The sequence below is a fragment of the Cellulomonas sp. P1_G12_2 genome, assembly GCF_056405535.1.
In genome coordinates, this window is record NZ_JBFUBX010000002.1 from 580,038 (window position 1) to 600,492 (window position 20,455).

The 20,455-nt window shown below is 73.2% G+C and carries 22 protein-coding genes and 3 tRNA genes; 11 read left to right on the forward strand and 14 right to left on the reverse strand.

Annotated features, from left to right (window positions below; translation table 11 throughout):
• Positions 1 to 11: 11 nt before the first annotated feature.
• From AC1DXT_RS10700 to AC1DXT_RS10710, 3 genes are read right to left on the reverse strand one after another with little or no spacing between them, the layout of a single operon-like run.
• Positions 12 to 800: an amino acid ABC transporter ATP-binding protein gene (locus AC1DXT_RS10700; protein ID WP_477061334.1), complete on the reverse strand. Its 789-nt coding sequence runs from the start codon at positions 798 to 800 to the stop codon at positions 12 to 14.
• On the reverse strand, positions 797 to 1,663 hold the full coding sequence (locus tag AC1DXT_RS10705; RefSeq protein ID WP_477061335.1) for an amino acid ABC transporter permease: 867 nt from the start codon (positions 1,661 to 1,663) through the stop codon (positions 797 to 799). The genes AC1DXT_RS10700 and AC1DXT_RS10705 overlap by 4 nt, the downstream gene beginning before the upstream one ends.
• On the reverse strand, positions 1,660 to 2,496 hold the full coding sequence (locus AC1DXT_RS10710) for an ABC transporter substrate-binding protein (RefSeq protein WP_477061336.1): 837 nt from the start codon (positions 2,494 to 2,496) through the stop codon (positions 1,660 to 1,662). The genes AC1DXT_RS10705 and AC1DXT_RS10710 overlap by 4 nt, the downstream gene beginning before the upstream one ends.
• A gap of 105 nt (positions 2,497 to 2,601) precedes the next feature.
• On the opposite strand from AC1DXT_RS10710, the gene htpX reads away from it, so the two are divergent.
• Positions 2,602 to 3,486 (forward strand): zinc metalloprotease HtpX, encoded by an 885-nt coding sequence (gene htpX / locus AC1DXT_RS10715; RefSeq protein WP_477061337.1) that lies wholly within the window; start codon positions 2,602 to 2,604, stop codon positions 3,484 to 3,486.
• A gap of 101 nt (positions 3,487 to 3,587) precedes the next feature.
• On the opposite strand, the gene AC1DXT_RS10720 is transcribed toward htpX, so the two are convergent.
• The gene (locus AC1DXT_RS10720; protein ID WP_421743517.1) at positions 3,588 to 4,094 is read right to left on the reverse strand and encodes a YajQ family cyclic di-GMP-binding protein; all 507 of its coding nucleotides are present in this window, start codon (positions 4,092 to 4,094) and stop codon (positions 3,588 to 3,590) included.
• 140 nt (positions 4,095 to 4,234) lie between these two features.
• Here AC1DXT_RS10720 and AC1DXT_RS10725 point away from each other — a divergent pair.
• Both AC1DXT_RS10725 and AC1DXT_RS10730 read left to right on the forward strand, forming a co-directional pair.
• A tRNA-Tyr gene (locus AC1DXT_RS10725) sits at positions 4,235 to 4,316 on the forward strand.
• Between the two features lie 78 nt (positions 4,317 to 4,394).
• Entirely contained in the window at positions 4,395 to 6,485 is a 2,091-nt protein-coding gene (locus AC1DXT_RS10730; protein ID WP_477061338.1) for a DEAD/DEAH box helicase, read from the forward strand.
• Here the strand turns inward: AC1DXT_RS10730 and AC1DXT_RS10735 are convergent, their stop codons facing one another.
• Positions 6,486 to 7,085, reverse strand: a complete 600-nt coding sequence (locus AC1DXT_RS10735; RefSeq protein ID WP_477061339.1) for an isochorismatase family protein — start codon at positions 7,083 to 7,085, stop codon at positions 6,486 to 6,488. It lies immediately after the preceding gene.
• Positions 7,086 to 7,140: 55 nt separating this feature from the next.
• Positions 7,141 to 7,599: a hypothetical protein gene (locus AC1DXT_RS10740; RefSeq protein ID WP_477061340.1), complete on the reverse strand. Its 459-nt coding sequence runs from the start codon at positions 7,597 to 7,599 to the stop codon at positions 7,141 to 7,143.
• Between the two features lie 128 nt (positions 7,600 to 7,727).
• On the opposite strand from AC1DXT_RS10740, the gene AC1DXT_RS10745 reads away from it, so the two are divergent.
• The 5 genes from AC1DXT_RS10745 to AC1DXT_RS10765 all read left to right on the forward strand — a co-directional run bounded on the left by AC1DXT_RS10745 (position 7,728) and on the right by AC1DXT_RS10765 (position 9,050).
• Positions 7,728 to 7,800: transfer RNA gene (locus AC1DXT_RS10745), tRNA-Thr, on the forward strand.
• Positions 7,801 to 7,849: 49 nt separating this feature from the next.
• Positions 7,850 to 7,923, forward strand: a tRNA-Met gene (locus AC1DXT_RS10750).
• 86 nt (positions 7,924 to 8,009) lie between these two features.
• Positions 8,010 to 8,180, forward strand: coding sequence for a 50S ribosomal protein L33 (rpmG, locus tag AC1DXT_RS10755; protein WP_029290226.1), 171 nt, complete (start codon positions 8,010 to 8,012; stop codon positions 8,178 to 8,180).
• A 10-nt stretch (positions 8,181 to 8,190) separates the two neighbouring features.
• Positions 8,191 to 8,640 (forward strand): FAS1-like dehydratase domain-containing protein, encoded by a 450-nt coding sequence (locus AC1DXT_RS10760; protein WP_477061341.1) that lies wholly within the window; start codon positions 8,191 to 8,193, stop codon positions 8,638 to 8,640.
• Positions 8,637 to 9,050: a MaoC family dehydratase gene (locus tag AC1DXT_RS10765; protein WP_477061342.1), complete on the forward strand. Its 414-nt coding sequence runs from the start codon at positions 8,637 to 8,639 to the stop codon at positions 9,048 to 9,050. Before AC1DXT_RS10760 ends, AC1DXT_RS10765 begins: the two co-directional genes overlap by 4 nt.
• On the opposite strand, the gene AC1DXT_RS10770 is transcribed toward AC1DXT_RS10765, so the two are convergent.
• Entirely contained in the window at positions 9,043 to 10,110 is a 1,068-nt protein-coding gene (locus AC1DXT_RS10770; RefSeq protein WP_477061633.1) for a LacI family DNA-binding transcriptional regulator, read from the reverse strand. The two genes, AC1DXT_RS10765 and AC1DXT_RS10770, sit on opposite strands and share 8 nt — an antisense overlap.
• A gap of 232 nt (positions 10,111 to 10,342) precedes the next feature.
• On the opposite strand from AC1DXT_RS10770, the gene AC1DXT_RS10775 reads away from it, so the two are divergent.
• From AC1DXT_RS10775 to AC1DXT_RS10785, 3 genes are read left to right on the forward strand one after another with little or no spacing between them, the layout of a single operon-like run.
• Complete coding sequence (locus AC1DXT_RS10775) at positions 10,343 to 11,671, forward strand: MFS transporter (protein ID WP_477061343.1); 1,329 nt, start codon at positions 10,343 to 10,345, stop codon at positions 11,669 to 11,671.
• 37 nt (positions 11,672 to 11,708) lie between these two features.
• Positions 11,709 to 12,959, forward strand: a complete 1,251-nt coding sequence (locus tag AC1DXT_RS10780) for an MFS transporter (protein ID WP_477061344.1) — start codon at positions 11,709 to 11,711, stop codon at positions 12,957 to 12,959.
• Positions 12,960 to 13,017: 58 nt separating this feature from the next.
• Positions 13,018 to 14,121, forward strand: coding sequence for a UDP-N-acetylmuramate dehydrogenase (locus AC1DXT_RS10785; protein WP_477061634.1), 1,104 nt, complete (start codon positions 13,018 to 13,020; stop codon positions 14,119 to 14,121).
• On the opposite strand, the gene AC1DXT_RS10790 is transcribed toward AC1DXT_RS10785, so the two are convergent.
• The 7 genes from AC1DXT_RS10790 to AC1DXT_RS10820 all read right to left on the reverse strand — a co-directional run bounded on the left by AC1DXT_RS10790 (position 14,043) and on the right by AC1DXT_RS10820 (position 20,453).
• Positions 14,043 to 14,498 (reverse strand): GntR family transcriptional regulator, encoded by a 456-nt coding sequence (locus tag AC1DXT_RS10790; RefSeq protein ID WP_477061345.1) that lies wholly within the window; start codon positions 14,496 to 14,498, stop codon positions 14,043 to 14,045. The two genes, AC1DXT_RS10785 and AC1DXT_RS10790, sit on opposite strands and share 79 nt — an antisense overlap.
• Positions 14,495 to 15,424 (reverse strand): hypothetical protein, encoded by a 930-nt coding sequence (locus tag AC1DXT_RS10795; RefSeq protein WP_477061346.1) that lies wholly within the window; start codon positions 15,422 to 15,424, stop codon positions 14,495 to 14,497. The genes AC1DXT_RS10790 and AC1DXT_RS10795 overlap by 4 nt, the downstream gene beginning before the upstream one ends.
• Before the next feature lie 62 nt (positions 15,425 to 15,486).
• Positions 15,487 to 16,506 carry an adenosine deaminase gene (locus AC1DXT_RS10800; RefSeq protein ID WP_477061347.1) on the reverse strand — a complete coding sequence of 340 codons (1,020 nt, stop codon included), beginning with the start codon at positions 16,504 to 16,506 and terminating at the stop codon, positions 15,487 to 15,489.
• A complete protein-coding gene (locus AC1DXT_RS10805; RefSeq protein WP_477061348.1) occupies positions 16,503 to 17,186 on the reverse strand; it encodes a response regulator transcription factor in 684 nt (227 codons plus the stop codon). The genes AC1DXT_RS10800 and AC1DXT_RS10805 overlap by 4 nt, the downstream gene beginning before the upstream one ends.
• A complete protein-coding gene (locus AC1DXT_RS10810; protein ID WP_477061349.1) occupies positions 17,183 to 18,724 on the reverse strand; it encodes a sensor histidine kinase in 1,542 nt (513 codons plus the stop codon). The genes AC1DXT_RS10805 and AC1DXT_RS10810 overlap by 4 nt, the downstream gene beginning before the upstream one ends.
• Positions 18,725 to 18,774: 50 nt before the next feature.
• Positions 18,775 to 19,611: an ABC transporter permease gene (locus AC1DXT_RS10815; protein ID WP_477061350.1), complete on the reverse strand. Its 837-nt coding sequence runs from the start codon at positions 19,609 to 19,611 to the stop codon at positions 18,775 to 18,777.
• Positions 19,608 to 20,453 (reverse strand): ABC transporter ATP-binding protein, encoded by an 846-nt coding sequence (locus tag AC1DXT_RS10820; RefSeq protein WP_477061351.1) that lies wholly within the window; start codon positions 20,451 to 20,453, stop codon positions 19,608 to 19,610. Before AC1DXT_RS10820 ends, AC1DXT_RS10815 begins: the two co-directional genes overlap by 4 nt.
• Positions 20,454 to 20,455: the final 2 nt, after the last annotated feature.

Consider the following 20,455-nt stretch of genomic DNA (forward strand, 5'->3'; position numbering starts at 1 on the left):
GACGTCGTCGTCTACGGGCCGGTGATGCGGCGCAGGAACTCGCGCGTGCGCTCCTCGCGCGGGCTGCCGAGCACCTGGGCCGGCGTGCCGCGCTCGTGCACGCGTCCTTCGTGCAGGAAGCAGACCTCGTCGGCCACCTCGCGCGCGAAGCCCATCTCGTGCGTCGCGATCACCATGGTCAGCCCCGTCTGCTTGAGCTCCGCGAGCAGCGCGAGCACCTCGCCGACCAGCTCCGGGTCGAGCGCGCTGGTCACCTCGTCGAGGAGCATCACGGCCGGCTTGCCGACGAGGGCGCGCGCGATGGCGACCCGCTGCTGCTGCCCGCCCGAGAGCTCGTCGGGAAAGGCCTGGGCCTTCGCGGCCAGGCCGACGCGGTCGAGGACCGCCAGCGCCTCGGCCTCCGCCTCGGCCCGCGACGTCTTGTGCACGAGGCGGGGCGCGAGCGTCACGTTGTCGATCACGCGCAGGTGCGGGAACAGGTTGTAGGCCTGGAACACCATGCCGATGCGGGCCCGGACGGCGTTGGCGTCCAGGCGGGGGTCGGTGATGTCCTGACCCTCGAGCTCGATCACGCCGTCGTCGACGTCCTCGAGCAGGTCGATGCACCGCAGCAGGGTCGACTTGCCGGAGCCGGACGCCCCGATGAGCACGACGACCTGGTGCGCGTGCACGTCGAGCGAGAGGTCGTCGAGCACCACGTGGTCGCCGAAGGCCTTGCGGACCCCGCGGACGGACAGCAGCGGGCGGTCCAGGCGCAGCGGCCGGCCGGGCATCGGGTCGCGCATCGGACCGGGGCTCATCGCAGCGCTCCGCCGCCGGCCAGCGCGCTCTGCGCACCGATCCAGCCCGAGCGTCGTGCCAGCACGTCGGTGAACCGGGTCAGCGGGATGGTCAGGGCCACGAACAGCACCCCCGCGACGACGTACGGCGTGAAGTTGGCGTACCGCGCGGTCTCGATCTGCGCGGCTCGGACCGCGTCGATGGCCCCGAGGATCGAGATGAGGCCGGAGTCCTTGGAGAGTGCGACGAGGTCGTTGAGCAGTGGTGGGATCACGCGCCGGACCGCCTGGGGGAGCACCACGTGCCGCATCGCCTGCGCGCGCGTGAGCCCGAGCGAGCGTGCCGCGGCCACCTGCGACGGGTGCACGGACTCGATCCCGGCCCGGAAGACCTCCGCGACATAGGCCGAGTACGTGAGCACCAGCGCCAGCGTGCCGAGCGCGACCGCCGACGTCGGGATCCCCTGCAGCCGCAGGCCCGGCAGCCCGAACCCGACGAGCAGCAGGACGAGGATCAGCGGCAGGCCGCGGAACACGTCGACGTAGCCGGTGGCCAGCGCCCGGACGGGGAAGAACACCGGGCCGCGCAGCGTGCGGGCGAGCGCCAGGGCCATCGCGACGATGACGATGAGGACGGCACTGACCGCCATCACCCGGATGTTCAGCCACAGCCCCTGCAGGATCGCCGGGAACGACTCGACCGCCACGTCCCAGTCGAAGAAGGACGCCTTGACCCGCGGCCAGCCGGGGGAGGACACCAGCGCCAGCACGGCGATGGCGACCAGCGCGATCGTCGACAGGAAGGCGACGGCGGTCGACCGGCGGGCACGGCTGCGGCGGTAGGCGTCCCGCTCCTCCTGGCGCTCGGACGGCACCCAGCTCACTGGAGGACCGGTGCACCCGCGGCGTCGGTGAGCCACTGCGCCTCGAGGTCAGCCAGCGTGCCGTCGTCGCGCAGGGCGTCGACGGCCTCGGTCACCGGCGTCGTGAGCGCGCTGCCCTTGTCGAGCACGAGCCCGAACTCGTCACCCCCGGCGCTGTCGGGCAGCGTGCCGATGATCTTCCCGCCGTCCAGCTCGGCCGCCGTGATGTACAGGGCGGTCGGCAGGTCGACGACGATCGCGTCCACGAGCCCGGCGGTCAGGGCCTGCTTGACCTGGTCGTTGTCGTTGAACGGCGACACGGGCGTGCTCGGGTCGATCGCCTCCTGGGCCGCGGTGAGGCTGGTCGTGCCCACCATGGCACCGATCTTCAGCGCCTTGAGGTCCGCGAGCGTCGTCGCGCCGGCGCCTGCCGAGCCCTCGAGCGTCACGACGGCCTGCGAGGTCGTGTAGTACGGCGAGGAGAAGTCGAGGTTGGCCTCGCGCTCGTCGCTGATCGACACCTGGTTGATCGCGAAGTCGAAGTCCTTGGCGCCCGGCGCGATGATCTGGTCGAAGCTGGCGACCGTCCACTCCACGTGGTCCTTGTCGAAGCCCAGCTGGTCGGCCACCGCGTACGCGACGGCCGACTCGAAGCCCTCGCCGCTGGTCGGGTCGTTGTCGATGACCCAGGGCTGGTAGGCCGGATCGGACGTCGCGATGGTCAGGACGCCGTCCGTGACCGTCGCCAGCGTCCCGTCGCTCGGGGCGGCGCCTGCGTCCTCGTCGGTCGGAGCACACGCGGCCAGCGCCAGGGCGGCGACGGCGGCAAGGGTGGTCCAGCGGGCTCTGCGCACGGCGTGCTCCGGAGGTGTCGTGGGAAGGGTGGGGTCAGGATACGAGGGAACCCCGACGCGGTGGCGCGCGTTCCACGGGTGCACTGCTGCGAGGAGAGAGAGACGATGGGTCACCGGCACTACAACGGTTTGAAGACGGCCGCGCTGTTCGGCGTGATGTGGGCCGTGCTGCTCGGCATCGGGTGGCTGCTCGGCCGCGGGACGCCGAAGTTCCTGCTGCTGTTCACCGCGCTCGGCCTGGTGATGACCGCGTACAGCTACTGGAACTCCGACAAGATCGCGATCCGCGCCATGAAGGCGCGACCGGTCAGCGAGATCGAGCAGCCGGCGATGTACCGGATCGTCCGCGAGCTCTCCACCGCTGCCCGGCAGCCGATGCCCCGTCTGTACATCTCACCGACGGCGGCGCCCAACGCCTTCGCCACGGGCCGCAACCCGAAGAACGCCGCGGTCTGCTGCACCGAGGGCATCCTGCAGCTCCTCGACGAGCGCGAGCTGCGCGGGGTGCTCGGCCACGAGCTCATGCACGTCTACAACCGCGACATCCTCACGTCGTCCGTCGCTGCGGCGGTGGCGGGCGTCATCACGTCGCTCGCGCAGTTCGCGCTCTTCTTCGGCGGGGGCAGCGACCGCGACCGCGGCGGCAACCCGATCGCCGGGCTGCTCCTGGTGTTCCTCGCTCCGCTGGCCGCGATGATGGTCCAGCTCGCGATCACGCGCACCCGCGAGTACGACGCCGACGAGGACGGGGCCCGGCTCACCGGCGACCCGCTGGCGCTCGCGTCCGCCCTGCGCAAGCTCGAGATGGGCACCCGGGCCAGGCCGCTGCCGCAGGACCGCCAGCTGGTGGACGTGTCGCACCTGATGATCGCGAACCCGTTCCGCGGCGCGGGGATGGCGAGGCTGTTCTCGACACACCCGCCCATGGCCGACCGGATCGCCCGCCTCGAGCGTCAGGCCGGCCCGCAGGACGGCATCTCGCGCTACTGACCTGGCACCGAGCGCGGTGGTTGCCGCGGAGCTCGGTGCCTCGAACCACCGAGCTCGGCGCCGACCACCGAGCTCGGCGCCGACCACCGAGCTCGAGGGCGTCAGCGGTAGTTGGTGAACTGCAGGTCGGCGTCGACGTCGGCGCCCTTGAGCAGCGCGATCACGGCCTGCAGGTCGTCGCGGCTCTTGCCCGTGACGCGCAGCTCGTCGCCCTGGATCTGCGTCTTGATGCCCTTGGGCCCCTCGTCGCGGACGATCTTGGCCACCTTCTTGGCGGTCTCGCTGCTGAGCCCCTCCTTGATGAGGGCCTCGAGGCGGTACTCCTTGCCGGACGGCTTGGGCTCGGGGGTGTCCTCCTCGCCGGTGTCCAGCGACTTCAGGGAGATGCCGCGTCGGATCAGCTTGGTCTGGAACACGTCGAGGACCGCGAGAACCCGCTCGGAGGAGTTGGCGATCATGAGGATCTTCTCGCCGCTCCAGGCGATCGACGCCCCGACGCCCTTGAAGTCGTACCGCTGCGCGATCTCCTTCGAGGCCTGGTTGAGGGCGTTGTCCACCTCCTGGCGGTCGACCTTGCTGACGACGTCGAACGAGGCTTCGCTCGCCATGTTTCCTCCTGCTGCTACGGGCACTGGGGCGCGGGCTCGGCATCGCTTTCGCTAGCACCGCCCGGGTGTTGCTATCCTTCCACCCGCACGCTGCACGCGCGTTCGCCCCCTGGGTGTCCTCTCGTTCGGCTGGCATCCCCGGCGGGTTACCCGAGTGGCCAAAGGGGGCTGACTGTAAATCAGCTGGCAACGCCTACGGGGGTTCGAATCCCTCACCCGCCACGTTGTGATCACGACCCCGGACCGCCTGCGGCCCGGGGTCGTGTCGTTGGTGTGGGCGAGTGCTGGCAGGGTGGGCGCGTGCCCCAGACCACCCGTGACGCCGCCCTCGACGTGCTGCGCCGACTCGTCGGCAACCCGACCGCCGACTTCCACGAGGGGCAGTTCGAGGCCATCGAGACGCTCGTCGACGACCGCCGCCGTGCGCTCGTGGTGCAGCGGACGGGGTGGGGCAAGTCGGCGGTGTACTTCGTCGCGACGATGCTCCTGCGGCAGCGGGGTGCCGGTCCGACCGTCCTCGTCTCGCCGCTGCTGGCCCTGATGCGCGACCAGGTCGCGGCCGCCGAGCGTGCCGGGGTGCGGGCGGTGGCGATCAACTCGACCAACGCGCACGAGTGGGACGAGCTCCTGGCGCGCCTCGCCGCCGACGAGGTCGACGTGCTGCTCGTCTCGCCGGAGCGTCTCAACAACCCGGCGTTCCGGGAGAACCAGCTGCCGGCCCTGGTGCGACGGCTCGGCATGCTGGTGGTCGACGAGGCGCACTGCATCAGCGACTGGGGCCACGACTTCCGGCCCGACTACCGGCGTCTGCGGGACCTCATCGCGACCATGCCGCCGGGAGTGCCGGTGCTCGCGACGACGGCCACCGCCAACAGCCGGGTCGTCGCCGACGTGGCGGAGCAGCTGGACTCGGGCGGCGACGGCGTGCTGACCATCCGCGGACCGCTCGCCCGGGCGTCCCTGCGCCTCGGCGTCCTGCGGCTGCCCGACGCGCGGACGCGGCTCGCCTGGCTGCTCAGCCACCTCGGTGACCTCCCGGGGTCCGGGATCATCTACACGCTCACCGTGGCGGCCGCGCAGGACACCGCACGCCTGCTGCGCGAGGCAGGCCACGACGTGCGGGCCTACACGGGCCAGACCGACCCCGCGGACCGGGAGGCCGCCGAGGCCGCGCTCAAGGCCAACGAGGTCAAGGCGCTGGTGGCGACGAGCGCGCTGGGCATGGGCTTCGACAAGCCGGACCTCGGGTGGGTGCTGCACCTGGGGGCGCCGTCCTCGCCGGTCGCCTACTACCAGCAGGTCGGCCGCGCCGGCCGCGCCACCGCCAGCGCGGACGTGCTCCTGCTGCCCGGCACCGAGGACCCGGACATCTGGCAGTACTTCGCCACGGCCTCGATGCCGAACCAGGACCGGGCGGAGCGCGTGATCGCGGAGCTGTCGGACCGCCCGATGTCGACACCGGCCCTGGAGGCGCGGGTGGACGTCCGCCGCACCCCGCTGGAGCTGCTGCTCAAGGTGCTCGACGTGGACGGTGCCGTGCGCCGCGTGCAGGGCGGCTGGGTGGCCACCGGGCAGCCGTGGACCTACGACGCGGAGCGCTACGCACGCATCGCCGCGGCCCGCCAGGCCGAGCAGGAGCACATGCTCGAGTACGAGCGCACCGACGGCTGCCGGATGGAGTTCCTGCAGCGCAGCCTCGACGACGAGACCGCGACGCCGTGCGGGCGCTGCGACTCGTGCGCGGGCGCCTGGTACCCGCGGGACGTCGCCGAGGGCGCGACGGCCTCGGCGGAGCGCTCGCTCGACCGCGTGGGCGTGCCTGTCGAGCCGCGGGTGCAGTGGCCGGTCGGCGCCGACCGGCTCGGCCTGCCCGTGCGCGGTCGCCTCGCCGAGTCGGAGCGGGCGGTCGAGGGCCGGGCGCTCGCCCGGCTCACCGACCTGGGCTGGGGGACCGCCCTGCGCGAGATCTTCGCGGCCGGCGCGGTCGACGCGCCCGTCACGCGGGCCATGCTCGACGGCTGCGTGCGCGTGCTCGCGCAGTGGGGCTGGGACGATCGACCCGCGGCGGTGGTCGCCCTGCCGTCGCGGCGGCGACCGCTGCTCGTCGACTCGCTGGCCCGGGGTATCGCCGAGATCGGCCGGTTGCCGTACGCGGGTGCCCTGGCGCCGCGCGACGGCGGTCCGAGCGGGGAGCCGGGGGGCAACAGCGCGTTCCGGCTGGCAGGCGTCTGGGGGCGGTTCGACGCGTCCGCGCTGCAGCTGCCGTCCGGGCCGGTGCTGCTCGTCGACGACCTGGTGGACAGCCGGTGGACCATGACCGTCGCCGCCCGCGAGCTGCGGCAGGCGGGTGCGCCGGCCGTGCTCCCGTTCGCGCTGGCGCTGCGCGGCTGATCAGGCGGGCGGCTCGACCGTCGTCACGCTCACGCCCCCCTGCGACAGCCGGGCGGCGGCGCGCAGCGTGGTGGGCAGGGCCACGGCGGCCGTGAGGTCCACCAGGACCGTCGCGTCGAACCCGTCCGCGCGGGCGTCCAGGGCGGTCGCGGTGACGCAGTGGTCGGTGGCCAGGCCGACGACGTCCACCTCCGTGACCCCCGCCGCGGTGAGGACCTCGGTCAGCCGGGCACCCTCGGCGCCGACGACCTCACCGGCGAACCCGGAGTAGTCCTGCCGGCTCTGACCCTTGCGCACGTGGACGGTGTCGGTGGGCAGGTGCAGGTCGGGGTGGTACTCGGCGCCGACGGTCCCGGCGACGCAGTGCACGGGCCAGGTGGTGACGTAGTCGGGATCGGCGCCGGTGGCGAAGTGCCCGTCGTTGGTGTCCGGCAGCGGTGCGTGCCAGTCCCGGGTGGCGACGACCGCGGCGTACCGGTCCTCGTGCTCGCGCACGTAGGCGGACACTGCCCGCGCGACCTCGGCGCCGCCGGTGACCGCCAGCGAACCGCCCTCGCAGAAGTCGTTCTGGACGTCCACGACGATCAGTGCCCTGCTCATGGTGCTGCCCCGCTCTCTGCCTGGACACCCATTCTCGTCCGGCGGGGCGCGGGTGTCAGGACGCGGCGCCGCAGGTGTAGGTGCCGGGGGTGATCGAGACCGTCGCGCCCTCGTAGAGCGTGTCGAACATGCCGGCGTCCTGCGCCGACCCGAAGGCCACTCCGACCCCGAGCGGGTTCGCGTACCCGGTGAGGCCGGCCAGCTGCTCCTCGGCGCCGCTCTGGCAGGCGGGGTCCAGCGGCAGGGTCGGGTAGCCCAGGGCCGCGAGGGAGTCGATGGACGGCTGCAGCGTGGTCGTGTCCCCGGCGCCGGTCTCCACGACCTCGGTCCAGACCACCCAGAACTGCTCGGTGGTGGCCGTGGGGTCGATCGCGGTGGGCCACGCGGGGACGGTCACGGCGTCCGTGGTCGGTGCGTCGTCGCCGTCGTCGTCGCCCGTGCACGCGGCGGTGCTGAGCAGGAGGGTGGCGGACAGGAGCAGGGCAGCAGCGGTGCTGCGTCGTGGCTGGCGCATGGGCCGGATCGTGGCACGCGGCGAGGGGCGGGGACCACGAGATGAATCGTTTAGGCAACCGCGTCGGCGCACGGTGCGAGGAGCCGATTTCGCGAGCACCCGTGGGCCCGTGTAACCTTGCTCGCGCTGCCCCGATAGCTCAGTCGGCAGAGCGTCTCCATGGTAAGGAGAAGGTCAAGGGTTCGATTCCCTTTCGGGGCTCTGTGGTGTGTTCGGGGTGCGACGCAGGTCGCACCTCGATATCACCCGAGGCGGGGTAGCTCAGGTGGTTAGAGCGCACGACTCATAATCGTGAGGTCGCGGGTTCGATCCCCGCTCCCGCTACATCCCAGTGACACAGCTGCGCGTCGGCCGGCGCGCAATGACAAGATCGCATGCATCCCGTTCCGGGTGCGAGAGGTGGCAAGACCATGGCCAGCAAGAGCTCGGACGTCCGTCCGAAGATCACGCTCGCGTGCACCGAGTGCAAGGAGCGGAACTACATCACCAAGAAGAACCGTCGGAACGACCCCGACCGTCTCGAGATGAAGAAGTTCTGCCCCCGCGACAACCGCCACACCCTGCACCGCGAGACCCGCTGACCTCGCACTGATGCCGGTCGACGTCGGTTACGCGGGTCGTCAGTACCCGCCGACCGCTGCCTACGAGGTAGGTCGTCAGAAGCTCCAGGAGTTCGCCGACGCGGTCGGCGCCTCCCACGCAGCCCACACGGATCCGTCGGTGGCGCGCGCGCTCGGGTATCCCGACGTGATTGCGCCGCCGACGTTTGCCGTCCTGGTGGCGCAGCGCGCCGAGGCCCAGCTGTTCGAGGACCCCGCCGCCGGGATCGACTTCAGCCGCGTCGTGCACGCCGACGAGCGGTTCACGCACCACCGGCCCATCCACGCGGGGGACCGTCTGGTGACGGTGCTCCACGTCGACTCGATCACGGTGCGCGCGGGACTGGCCATGATCACCACGCGTGCTGAGATCGCGGCCGAGGACGGCGAGCCCGTCACCACGGTGATCTCCACCCTGGCCGTCCGCCCGGAGGAGTCATGACCGAGGCCCTGGCCGTCGGCGACGAGGTCGCCCGCCGCGAGATCACCGTCGACCGCGCACGCCTCGTCCGGTACGCGGGCGCGAGCGGCGACTTCAACCCGATCCACTGGAACGACCGTGTCGCCACCTCGGTCGGTCTGCCCGGTGTGATCGCGCACGGCATGTGGACCATGGGTGCCGCGTCGAGCGTCGTCGCCGACTGGGCGGGGGACCCGGGCGCGATCCTCGACTACCAGGTGCGCTTCACGCGTCCCGTGCCGGTGCCCGACCCGGGTGCGGCGACCGTCGAGGTGATCGCGGTCGTCGGTGCCCTCGACAGCGAGGCCGGCACGGCACGGATCGACCTGACCGTCGCGGTCGACGGGGTCCGCGTGCTCGGCAAGGCGCAGGCGGTCGTCCGACTCAGCTGACGGTCGGCGCCGGACCGGTCGTCGTGCCGATCCGCAGGCTGACCGGCAGCTCCCGCCGCGAGGGGCCCTCGCCGGCCAGGAAGTCCTCGACGGCGTGCCCGATGGCGGCGCCCTTCTCCGCGAGCGGCTGGACGACCGTGGTGAGCACGTCCGGTGCGAGCCACGGCAGGTCGAGGCCGTCGAACCCGCTGACGGACACGTCCTCCGGCACGCGCAGCCCGAGCTCGCGCGCGGCGAGCACCACGCCCGACGCCAGCAGGTCGGACTGGCACGCGATCGCGGTCGGGCGGTCGGGGGTGGACAGCAGGGCGATCCCGGCGGTGCGCCCGTGCTCCACGAGCGAGGCCGGCGTCTCCCAGATCGCCACCGGCGTCACGCCCGCGTCGGTCACCCCGGTGAGCCGACGACGGGTGATCTCCCAGTTGAGGTGGTCCATCTGGTCGAGCGCGACGAGCCCCTCGCCGCGGGAGCGGTCGAAGGGGAGCGTGACGGACGCGATCCGCGTGTGGCCGAGCGCGAGCAGGTGCTCGGTGGCCTGCCGCATGCCACCGCGGTCGTCGATCCCGACCGAGGCGACGTCCGGCAGCTGCTGACCCTCGACGAGCACGGTCGGTGTCCCGCGCCGCCGCAGCGCCCCGAGCATCGGGTCGTCGGTGGTGCCGCCCCACATGATCACGGCGACGTCCATCGCGGCGGTCTCGAGCAGGGGGTCCACGGCGGGGCCGGCCGGGTCGCTCGAGCCGGGGATGAGCAGGACGCCCAGGTCGAGGGGGCCGAGCGTGCTGACCAGCCCGTCGAGCACCTGGATCGAGACCGGGTCCCGGAACGAGCGGCCGAGGGAGTCGCCGACCACGACCCCGACGATCCCGGACCGGCCGCGGCGCAGCTGGCGACCGAGGGGGTTCGGACCGGAGTAGTCGAGCGCCGCGGCCGCGTCGAGCACGCGCTGGCGCGTCGCCGCGGCGATCGGACCCGCACCGGAGAACGCGAGCGAGGCGGTCGATACCGACACGTGCGCGGCGGCGGCGACGTCGGCCAGGGTGGGGCGGTGCGGAGACAGGGGTCGGACCTCCGGATCGGCGCCGCGGCACCCGGGTGCACGCGACGCGCGTGACGAGCGCACGGTTGACGCAGCGGCCAGCGTACCCGCAGAATGGCTGCGACCCTCAAATCGATTCGACCACCGACGACGGCGCCTGGTCGAATCGATTCGATCGCCGCTCGACCCGATGCCCCGGAGCAAGCCCGTGCGCCACCCTTCCCCCTCCCTGAGTCGAGCCCGCTGGCTCCTCATGGGACTGTTCGCCCTCACCGGCATCACCTTCTCCAGCTGGCTCGCCCGCATCCCCACGGTCCGCGACCTGCTCGACCTGTCCACCTCCGAGCTCGGGGTGCTCCTGCTGGTCGGCTCGGTCGGCGCGCTGCTCACCGTGACCGTCTCGGGCGTCGCCGTGCAGCGGTTCGGCAGCCCGGTGGCGGTCGTGGCCTCGACGGCCGTCCTCGCCGTGGCGCTGGTGCTCATGGGCGTCGGGCCCTCGGTCGGCTCCGTCGGCCTGCTCGGCGTCGGCATCTTCCTCAACGGCGTCGCGGTGGCGCTCGGCAACGTCCCGCTCAACGTGGAGTCGGCGCGCATCGAGCGGGCGATGGGCCGCACGGTCATCCCGCAGTTCCACGCCGCCTTCTCGATCGGCGCGGTCGCCGGCTCGGCCCTCGGCGCGACGGCCTCGCACCTGGGCATCTCGGTGGCCGTGCAGTTCACCGCCGTCGCGGTCCTCGCGGTCGTGTGGCGACTGGCCTCGCTGCGCGGGCTCGTCCTGCCCGACGCGCCGGGGGACCGTCCTCGCACGCCCCATCGCGCGGTCCCCGGCGCGGTGACCATGGGCCGGCGCCGCCGCATCGCGAGCGCGCTCGACTCCTGGCGCGAGCCGCGCACCCTGCTGATCGGAGTCGTCGTCATGGCGGCCGCGCTGTCCGAGGGGTCGGCCAAYGACTGGCTGTCCCTGGCGGTCGTCGACGGATTCGACCAGACCGAGGCCGTCGGCGGCGCGATGCTCGCGGTGTTCGTCGGCGCCATGACCCTCGTCCGGCTTCTCGGCACGCGCGTGATCGACCGGTTCGGACGCGTGGCCGTCCTGCGCGTCTCGGGAACCGTGTCGGTCGTCGGGCTGCTGCTCTTCGGGTTCGCGCCCGGCTTCGCGCTCGCCGGCGTCGGGATCGTGCTCTGGGGCTTCGGTGCCGCGCTCGCCGTGCCCGTGGGCATCGCGGCCGCGTCCGACGACCCGATGCGGGCCGCCGGACGGGTGGCGGTCGTGTCGGCGTTCGCCTCGGTCGCCTCCATCGCGGCGCCGCCGCTGCTCGGGATCGCCGCCGCCTCCGCCGGTGCCCGCCACGCCCTGGTGCTCATCGCGGTCGCGATGGTGGCGAGCGTGCTGCTGGCCCACCGTGTCGCGCCGGAGCCGGCGTCGAACGAGGACGCTCCCGTGCGTCACCACGACGAGCCGCTCGCGCACCTCGCCGACGCGGACCCGGACCCGTACGGCGCGATCGTGGCCCGGCACACCGACCACCACACCCCTCGCACGCAGCGCAGCCCGCGTCGCCGACCCCTGCGCGTGCCCTGACCATGGAACGGACGACATCATGAGCACCGGAGGGCCGATGACGACGCCAGCGGGACACGACGACGAGCTGACGCTCCCGAGCGTGCCCGGACGCGCCTCGCGGGCGGTCGAACGGGCGTCGATCGCCGTCTTCGCCGTCTTCTTCCTCAACGGGTTCAACTTCGCCAGCTGGGCCGCGCGCCTGCCGGCCATCCGTGACGGGCTCGACTTCTCGCCGGCGCAGATGGGCCTGCTGCTCCTCGTCGGCTCGGTCGGCTCGCTCCTCTCGCTGCCGTTGTCGGGGATGGTGGTCGAGCGCCTCGGTGCCCGCCGCACGGTGCTCGCGTTCGCGATCCTCAACGCCTCGGGCCTCATCGTCGCGTCGGTCGGCGTCGCGCTCGGCCAGGTGCTGGTCGTCGGGCTGGGACTCGTCCTCTTCGGCGTCGGCACCGGTGTGTGGGACGCGTCGATGAACGTCGAGGGCGCGGCCGTCGAGCAGCACCTCGGCCGGACCGTCATGCCGCGGTACCACGCCGGGTTCTCGTTCGGGACGGTCGCCGCCGCCGGGGTCGCCGCCGTCGCGGCCGGGCTGCACGTCCCCGTCGTCGTGCACATCCCGATCGCGGTCGTCCTGTCGGTGATCGGCGTCGCGTTCGCGGTCCGGGTGTTCCTGCCGACCGCCGACGAGCCCGAGGTCCGGCACGCGGGCGACCGCCCGCAGACGGGTGCACGGGGTGCCCTGGCGGCGTGGCTCGAGCCCCGCACGCTGCTCATCGGCCTCGTGGTGCTCGCGGCGGCGCTCACCGAGGGGTCCGCCAACGACTGGGTCAGCCTCGCGGTGGTCGACGGGTTCGACGTGACGGACGCGGTCGGCGCGATCGCGTTCGCGGTGTTCGTCACGGCGATGACCGCGATGCGCTGGTTCGGCACCACGCTGCTGGACCGGTACGGCCGTGTCGCGGTCCTGCGGCTGTGTGCCGGGCTCTCGCTCGTGGGCCTGCTGATCTTCGGGCTGGCCGACCCGCTGTGGCTGGCGGCCGTGGGCATCGTGGCGTGGGGCGCCGGTGCGGCCCTCGGGTTCCCCGTGGGCATGAGCGCCGCGGCGGACGACCCGCTGCGGGCCGCCCAGCGCGTCAGCGTCGTCTCGACCATCGGGTACAGCGCGTTCCTCGCGGGTCCGCCGCTGCTCGGGCTGTTCGCGCAGCAGGTGGGCTACCGGCACGCGCTGCTGGTCATCATCGCCCCGATCGTGCTGGGCCTCCTCGTGGTCAACGCCGCCGCGCCCCTGAAGAAGGACCGCGTAGCCTGAGGGCGTGCAGAGTGAGCTGAGCACGGCCGACTGCTCGCCGGCGACCGTCCCTCCGACGATCACCTGGCCGGCCCGGACCGCCCCGTCGTCCACCACCCTCGCGGACCTCACCACCCTCCGGGTCGGCGGAGCGCCGCGGCGGTACGTGGAGACGACGACCGAGGCCGAGCTGATCGACGCCGTCCGCGCGGCCGACGCCGACTCCGAGCCGGTGCTCGTGCTCGGCGGCGGCTCCAACCTGCTCGTCGCCGACGACGGGTTCGACGGGGTGGTCGTGCGGGACGTGCGCAGCGGCATCGAGGTGCCGGACGCCTCCGCCTGCGCCGGTGCCACCCTCACCGTCCCGGCCGGCACGCCGTGGGACGACGTGGTGCGCTACGCGGTCGAGCAGGAGCTGACCGGGATCGAGACGCTCTCGGGCATCCCGGGGTCGACCGGCGCGACGCCCGTGCAGAACGTCGGCGCCTACGGTCAGGAGGTGTCGCAGAGCATCGCGACGGTCCGGGTCTGGGACCGCGGCCGGGGCAAGGTCCGCACGCTGCCCCTGGTCACGCTGGCGTTCGGGTACCGCACCTCGCTGCTGAAGCGCTCGATGCGCGAGGCGGACCCGGCCGACCCGCAGGCACCCTGGTCGCCGACCCCGCGCTACGTGGTGCTCGACGTGACGTTCCAGCTCCGTCCGGGCTCGCTGTCCCGCCCCATCGCCTACGCCGAGCTCGCCCGCACGCTGGGGGTCGAGGTGGGCGGCCGCGCCCCGCTGGCCGAGGTGCGCGACACCGTGCTCGCCCTGCGCGCCCGCAAGGGCATGGTGCTCGACGCCGCGGACCACGACACGTGGAGCGCCGGCTCGTTCTTCACGAACCCGCACCTGAGCCCCGCCGAGGCGGCTGCCCTGCCGGAGGACGCCCCGCGCTTCCCGGCCGACGACGCCCGCGTGAAGACCAGCGCCGCGTGGCTCATCGAGCGGTCCGGGTTCTCGCGCGGCTTCGGCGCCCCCGGCCCGGCGACCCTGTCCACCAAGCACACGCTCGCCCTGACCAACCGCGGGGGAGCGAAGGCGGAGGACCTGCTGGCCCTCGCGCGTCAGGTGCGCGACGGCGTCCGATCCACCTTCGGCGTCGAGCTGGAGCCCGAGCCGGTGCTGGTGGGCGTCGCGCTCTGACGCGTCACGCTCTGCCGCCCGAGCAGGGCGCCGTGCACGAGCACGAGCGCCTCGTCGTCGGTCAGCCCGGCCGCGCGCACCGCGGTCACGTACGTCTCGGCAGCGCGCCGCGCGATGTCCGTCGGCACGGACGCACCCTCCGCGATGACCGTCCCCGCGCGGCGGCGCGTCTCGACGACCCCCTCCGCCTCCAGCTCGCGGAACGCACGCGCCACCGTGCCGGCGGCGAGCCCGAGATCAGTGGCCAGCGCACGGATCGTCGGCAGCCGGTCGCCCGCGACGAGCCGACCCGCGGCCACGTGCGCGACCACCTGCGCGCGGATCTGCTCGAACGCGGGGACTCCGGAGGTGAGGTCGACCTCGAGCTCGGCGGTCATGACGCGCGCGCCTGCGTCGCCGTCCCGACCAGAGGCTGCCGTTCGGCGGCGCTTCGAGCGCGGACGGCGGACTGCCCGGCGACGACCGCGGACGTCACCGCCACGGCGACCGCCACGAGCGTCCCGACGAGGGCGACGGCCACGGCGACGGGGTCAGCAAGGGGCACGTCGTCGACCGAGCCGCCCTGCGCCCCGCGCAGCGCGGCGCTCGCGACACCCAAGCACCCGGCGAGCGTCCAGCCGAGCACCAGCTGGACACCTCCCAGCACCCGGCGTGCCGAGAGCCGACGCAGGGCCGTGTCGTCGTCGGCGGAGGCGTCACTCACCGCGGGCCGGCGCGCGACCAGTCGCAGGACGGCGACGCAGCCGATCAGCAGGACCGCGACCGCGAGGAGGATCCAGCGTCCGTAGAACCAGCCGGGGAACGGGCCGGCCGCGCTGGTGATGTCCGGGCCGTGGCGCCAGGGCAGGGCGCGCCCGTCGTCCGTCGCGACGATCGCGCAGACCGTGAGGAGCACGAGGAGCGCACCCGACCAGCTGAGGACCAGGACGGCCGGGCCGGTCGGCGCGATGTCCCGGAGCCCTCGGCGGCTGAGCGCCGCACGGCGGACGGCACCCGTCGGCCGCGGCCAGGTGAGCTCCCCGATCGCGTGCACCGCAAGGAACGCCGCGCCGCCGGCCGCGGGGAGCAGACCCATGACGAGCCCGGTCGTCAGGCCCCGCAGCGCAGGGACCACCGCGACGCCGACCAGCAGCGGTGCTGCCACGAGCCCGGTCCAGGCGCTCGCGGAGACACGACCGGCGTGCCGGGCGGCGGTCAGCCACGCGTCGGACGGGCTGACCGGTCCGACGGTCCGGGTCGGCCGCAGGGCCGCGCCGATCGCGAGCACCACCAGGAGGAACAGCACGGGGACGAGGACGGGCATCCCGAACTCCTTTGTGTCAATGAATCAATTGATTGACACAATGCCGCAGTCTGGCGTCCGGGTCAAGAGGCCAGCCACGCGTCCACCCCGGCGAGCAGGCGTGCGCGCACGTCGTCGGCGGCGCGGCTGGCCCGGATGGACGACCGCGCCAGGCCCGCGAGCTCGTCGTCGGAGAACCCGTGCACGTCTCGCGCGATCGCGTACTGGTCCACCAGCCGCGAGAGGAACAGGAGCGGGTCGTCGGCGCCCAGCGCCACGGTCGCGCCCGCGTCCACGAGCGCGCGCAGGGGGACGTCGGCGGCGGTCGCGTACACGCCGAGCGACACGTTCGACGCCGGGCAGACCTCCAGCGCCACACCTTCCTCGACCACGCGCTCGAGCACCCGGGGGTCCTCGGCGGACCGGACGCCGTGCCCGAGCCGGTCGGGGTGCAGGTGCCCGACGACGTCCTCCACGTGCGCGGGACCGAGCAGCTCGCCACCGTGCGGGACGGAGGCCAGGCCGGCCCGGCGGGCGATCGCGAACGCGGCGGCGAACTCGGGGGTCTCGCCGCGGCGCTCGTCGTTCGAGAGGCCGAAGCCGACCACCTGCCCGGGTCCGTCGCCGGCGTGCGTCGCGGCCAGGCGCGCGAGGGTCCGGGCCTCGAGCGGGTGCCGCATGCGTGACGCCGCCACGATGACCCCGATGTCGACCCCGGTGGCCGCGGACGCCTCGCGCGCCGCGTCCAGCACGATCTCGAGCGCGGGCGTCAGACCGCCGACGAAGGGCGCGTAGGACGTGGGGTCCACCTGGATCTCGAGCCTGCCGGACCCCTCGCGCGCGTCGTCCTCGGCGGCCTCCGCGACGATCCGGCGCATGTCGGCCTCGCCACGCACGCACGCCCGCGCGGCGTCGTACAGCCGCTGGAACCGGAACCACCCGCGCTCGTCGGCGGGCACGTGCAGGGGATCCGCGTCGAGGAGGGCGGCCGGGAGCCGGATCCCGTGGAGCGTGGCCAGCTCGGCCAGCGTGGAGATCCGCATGGACCCGGTGAAGTGCAGGTGCAGGTGCGCCTTCGGCAGAAGCGCGAGGTCCCGGCTCACACGCCTGCCGCGGTCGCGTCGATCAGCCGGTACCCCACGCCGCGGACGGTGTCGAAGTGCTCGGCGCCGACCTTGCGTCGCAGGTACCGCACGTACACGTCGACCACGTTGGAGCCCGGGTCGAAGTCGAAGCCCCACACCTCCGACAGCAGGCGCTCACGCGTGAGCACGTCTCCGGGGTGCCGCAGGAACGTCTCGGCCAGCGCGAACTCCCGCGCCGACAGGTCCACCTCGTGCGTGCCCACCTTGATCCGCCGCGTCCGCAGGTCCAGCTGGAGAGCACCGTGCTTGAGCACCGACGCCTCACCCGTGGCCACTCCGTGTGCCCGCAGCCGCAGCCGCACGCGGGCGAGCAGCTCCTCGAACCGGAACGGCTTGGCCATGTAGTCGTCGGCCCCGGACTCCAGCCCGGTGACCGTGTCCGTCACGGACGACCGCGCGGTCAGCACGATGACCGGGACCGTCTCCCCGGCCGCGCGCAGTCGCCGCAGGACCTCGAACCCGTCGATGTCGACCAGGCCCAGGTCCAGGATGAGCAGGTCGATGCCGCCCGACTGCACCGTCGCCAGAGCCTCCTCGCCCGAGGTCACCGCGCTCGTCTCGAAGCCGGAGGCACGCAGGCCCTTGGCGACGAACGCGGCGATGCGCTCCTCGTCCTCCGCGATGAGGATGTGCGTCATAGGTACTCCACCAGCTCCGGGACAGGTCGGGGTTCGCCGTCCACGAGGTCGACGGCCGGCAGGTCCAGCACGAAGACTGCGCCGCGCCCGACGTTAGCCGGTGGATGCTCCACGAACACACGGCCGTGATGGGCGTGTGCGATCGCTGCGACGATCGGCAGACCCAGCCCGGCGCCGTGCGAGAGGCGGTCGGCCTGACCGCGATGGAACCGTTCGAAGATGCGGTCCGCCTCGTCCGGCGGGACGCCCGGACCCTCGTCCCGCACCCACAGGAGCAGGCGGTCGTCGGCCACCTCGCTGCCCAGGCGCACCGTCGACCACGGGTCCGAGTACCGGTACGCGTTCGCGAGCAGCTGCAGCCACGCCTGCGTGATGCGCTGCGCGTCCAGCTGGACGGTGACGTCCGCGCGGGCGGCCACCACCCAGTGCCGGTCGCCGAGCCCGCGCGCCTTCTCGTGCACGTCGTCCGTGAGCCGGCCGACGTCGGTGGGCGCGTACCGGACGAAGTCGGGCCGGTCCGCGGTGGCGAGTGTCATGAGGTCGTCCACCAGCCGCTGCATGCGGTCCAGCTCGTCGAGGGCCAGCGCCTGCGTGGCGCGGACGTCGTCGGGGTCGTCGGGGTCCAGCAGCTCGAGGTGACCGCGGACGATGGTGAGCGGTGTGCGCAGCTCGTGGCCGACGTCGTCGAGGAGCTCGCGCTGCGACCCGAACGCCCGCTCGAGCCGGCCGAGCATCGCGTTCACCGTCCGGGCGAGGTTCGACAGGTCGTCCTTGCCGGTCACGGCGATGCGCTGCGACAGGTCGGACTCGGTGATGCGGTGGGTGGTCTCGCGCAGGAGCCGGATGGGCCGCAGCAGCCGGCCGACGACGAACCACGCGACGACCGCGATGACGGCGAGGGCGGCGAGCCCGACCGCGGAGTAGGTGAGGAACGTCCGACGCAGGCTCGACATCTCCGCCGACCGGTCGAACGCGACGACGAACATCCCCGTGCCGGGGTCGCCTGGGAGCAGGACCGGCACGGCGATGAGCCGGTACTGCGTGATCGAGGTGCCCACGGTGCGGGGCAGCGACGGTGTGTCGGCGGTCAGCTCGGCCAGCATCGCGACCAGCTCGGGGTCCTGCTCGAGCCGGACCGACCTGGTCTCCACGGCGGGCTTCCACTTCGGGTCCCCGTCGATGAGTGTGAGGACGCCCTCGTTGTTGCCAGGGACGCGGCTGCGGACCCCTTGCTTGAGCACGTCGCTCACGTTGGCGAACGCCAGCTCCGTGGTCGGGTCCTCCTTGGCCTGCACGTTGCGCAGGGCAGCGACCGCTCGGGACAGCGAGTTGTCCATCCGGGCGTCAGTCTCCGCGGCCTGCAGCGCGAACGCCGTGCCCCCCGCGATCATCACGGTGAGCGCGGAGAGCATGAGCACCGCGGTGAGCAGCCGCGCGCGGACCGTCAGGTGCGCGAGCGTGCGCTGGTAGGCGGGGATGGAACCGGTCGAGACGCCGAGGACCTCGGCGCGACCGCCGGCCCTGGCGCTGCGTGACATGGACGCAAGTATGTCCGGCTCGCCCGGCCCGGCGCAGGTGCGTTCCGGGGTCAGCCGTCGTCGCGCCGCTGCCACCGGAACGTGCGGATCCCGACCACCAGGCCTCCGACGGCCCACACGAGCAGGACGGCGGCCGTCGCGCCGTGCTGCCACGAGCCGCTGACCTCCCACGCCTCCGCACTGGGCGGCAGGAACACCGAGCGCATGCCCTGCGCCATCCACTTCAGCGGGAACACCGACGCCACCTGCTGCATCCAGGTGGGCAGGTCCTGGAACACGAAGAACACCCCGGAGATGAACTGCAGGACCAGGACGACGGGGGTCACCACCGCGCTCGCGGACTTGCCGCTGCGGGGGACCGAGGAGAAGGCGACCCCGGCCAGCGTGCCGGCGGCAGTCCCGAGGACGAACACCCACGCGAACGTGGCCCACGCGGTCGCGGTCGTCGGGAGGGGGACGTCGAAGAGCAGCGCAGCGGCGGCGAGCAGCAGCGCCGTCTGGATCAGGGAGGTCGCCAGGACCTCGCCGGTCTTCCCCAGGAAGTACGCCGCCGGCGGCAGCGGGGTCCCGTGCAGCCGCTTGAGACCGCCGTCGTCGCGCTCGACGGCGATCGAGATGGCGAGCTGCTGGAAGCTCGAGAGCATGACGCCCGTCGCCACCATCCCGGGCAGGAAGTACTGAGCGAACGGGATCCCTGGCTCCGGGCCGACCGTCGCGCCGTCCTGCCCGAACACCGTCGCGAAGATCGCGAGCATGATGATCGGGTAGGCGAAGATGAAGACGACGGCGTCGCGCTCGCGGAAGAACGTCCGCACCTCGTAGCCGGTGCGGACCAGACCCAGGCGCAGCACGCCGGGAAGTCGGGTCCGGGTGTCGACGACGCTCACGAGGTGCCCCCGTCGATCAGGCTGACGTACACGTCCTCGAGAGTGGGCCGGAGCACCTGCAGCCCGGGGACCTCCCCGCCGAGCGCGCCGGTCAGCTCGACCACGGTCTGCGTCGGGGTGTCGGTGCGGACCTCGCGCGTCTCACCGTCCTGCGTCCAGCGCACCACCGCCTGCCGCGCGGTGCGGCCGCCGAGGTCCGCGGGCGGCCCCTCGGCCACGAGCCTGCCGTCGCGCACCACGAGCACCCGGTCGGCGAGCCGCTCCGCCTCCTCCAGGTAGTGCGTGGTCAGCAGGATGGTCGTCCCCTCGGTGGCGAGCTGTTCGACCAGGTCCCAGAACGAGCGCCGCGCCTGCGGGTCGAACCCGGTCGTCGGCTCGTCGAGGAACAGCAGCTCCGGCCGGCCGACGATGCCCAGGGCCACGTCGAGCCGTCGCCGCTGCCCGCCCGAGAGCTGCCGCGCACGGGTCTTGACCTTCTCCTGCAGGCCCACGGCGGCGATCACCTCGTCCGGGTCGCGGGGGTCCGGGAAGAACCGGGCGAAGTGGTGGACGAGCTCCGCGACGGTCGCCTCGGCGAGGTCGTTGTTCGTCTGCAGCACGATGCCGAGTCGCGAGCGCCAGGCCCGGCCCCCCGTCTGCGGGTCCTGGCCGAGGACGCGCACGTCGCCGGCGTCCCGCGACCGGTAGCCCTCGAGGATCTCGACGGTCGTGGTCTTGCCGGCGCCGTTCGGGCCGAGGATCGCCACCACCTCGCCGTGCGCGACGTGCAGGTCGAGGCCGTCGACCGCCTGCTTCTCGCCGTAGGCCTTGCGCAGGCCGACGACCTCGACCGCATCCGGCATCG

Coding starts and splice junctions, on each gene's coding strand:
- AC1DXT_RS10700 (WP_477061334.1), bottom strand. CDS start 800: ATGAGCCCCGGTCCGATGCGCGACCCGATGCCCGGCCGGCCGCTGCGC.
- htpX (WP_477061337.1), top strand. CDS start 2,602: ATGGGTCACCGGCACTACAACGGTTTGAAGACGGCCGCGCTGTTCGGC.
- AC1DXT_RS10720 (WP_421743517.1), bottom strand. CDS start 4,094: ATGGCGAGCGAAGCCTCGTTCGACGTCGTCAGCAAGGTCGACCGCCAG.
- AC1DXT_RS10735 (WP_477061339.1), bottom strand. CDS start 7,085: ATGAGCAGGGCACTGATCGTCGTGGACGTCCAGAACGACTTCTGCGAG.
- AC1DXT_RS10740 (WP_477061340.1), bottom strand. CDS start 7,599: ATGCGCCAGCCACGACGCAGCACCGCTGCTGCCCTGCTCCTGTCCGCC.
- rpmG (WP_029290226.1), top strand. CDS start 8,010: ATGGCCAGCAAGAGCTCGGACGTCCGTCCGAAGATCACGCTCGCGTGC.
- AC1DXT_RS10760 (WP_477061341.1), top strand. CDS start 8,191: ATGCCGGTCGACGTCGGTTACGCGGGTCGTCAGTACCCGCCGACCGCT.
- AC1DXT_RS10765 (WP_477061342.1), top strand. CDS start 8,637: ATGACCGAGGCCCTGGCCGTCGGCGACGAGGTCGCCCGCCGCGAGATC.
- AC1DXT_RS10780 (WP_477061344.1), top strand. CDS start 11,709: ATGACGACGCCAGCGGGACACGACGACGAGCTGACGCTCCCGAGCGTG.
- AC1DXT_RS10790 (WP_477061345.1), bottom strand. CDS start 14,498: ATGACCGCCGAGCTCGAGGTCGACCTCACCTCCGGAGTCCCCGCGTTC.
- AC1DXT_RS10795 (WP_477061346.1), bottom strand. CDS start 15,424: ATGCCCGTCCTCGTCCCCGTGCTGTTCCTCCTGGTGGTGCTCGCGATC.
- AC1DXT_RS10805 (WP_477061348.1), bottom strand. CDS start 17,186: ATGACGCACATCCTCATCGCGGAGGACGAGGAGCGCATCGCCGCGTTC.
- AC1DXT_RS10810 (WP_477061349.1), bottom strand. CDS start 18,724: ATGTCACGCAGCGCCAGGGCCGGCGGTCGCGCCGAGGTCCTCGGCGTC.
- AC1DXT_RS10820 (WP_477061351.1), bottom strand. CDS start 20,453: ATGCCGGATGCGGTCGAGGTCGTCGGCCTGCGCAAGGCCTACGGCGAG.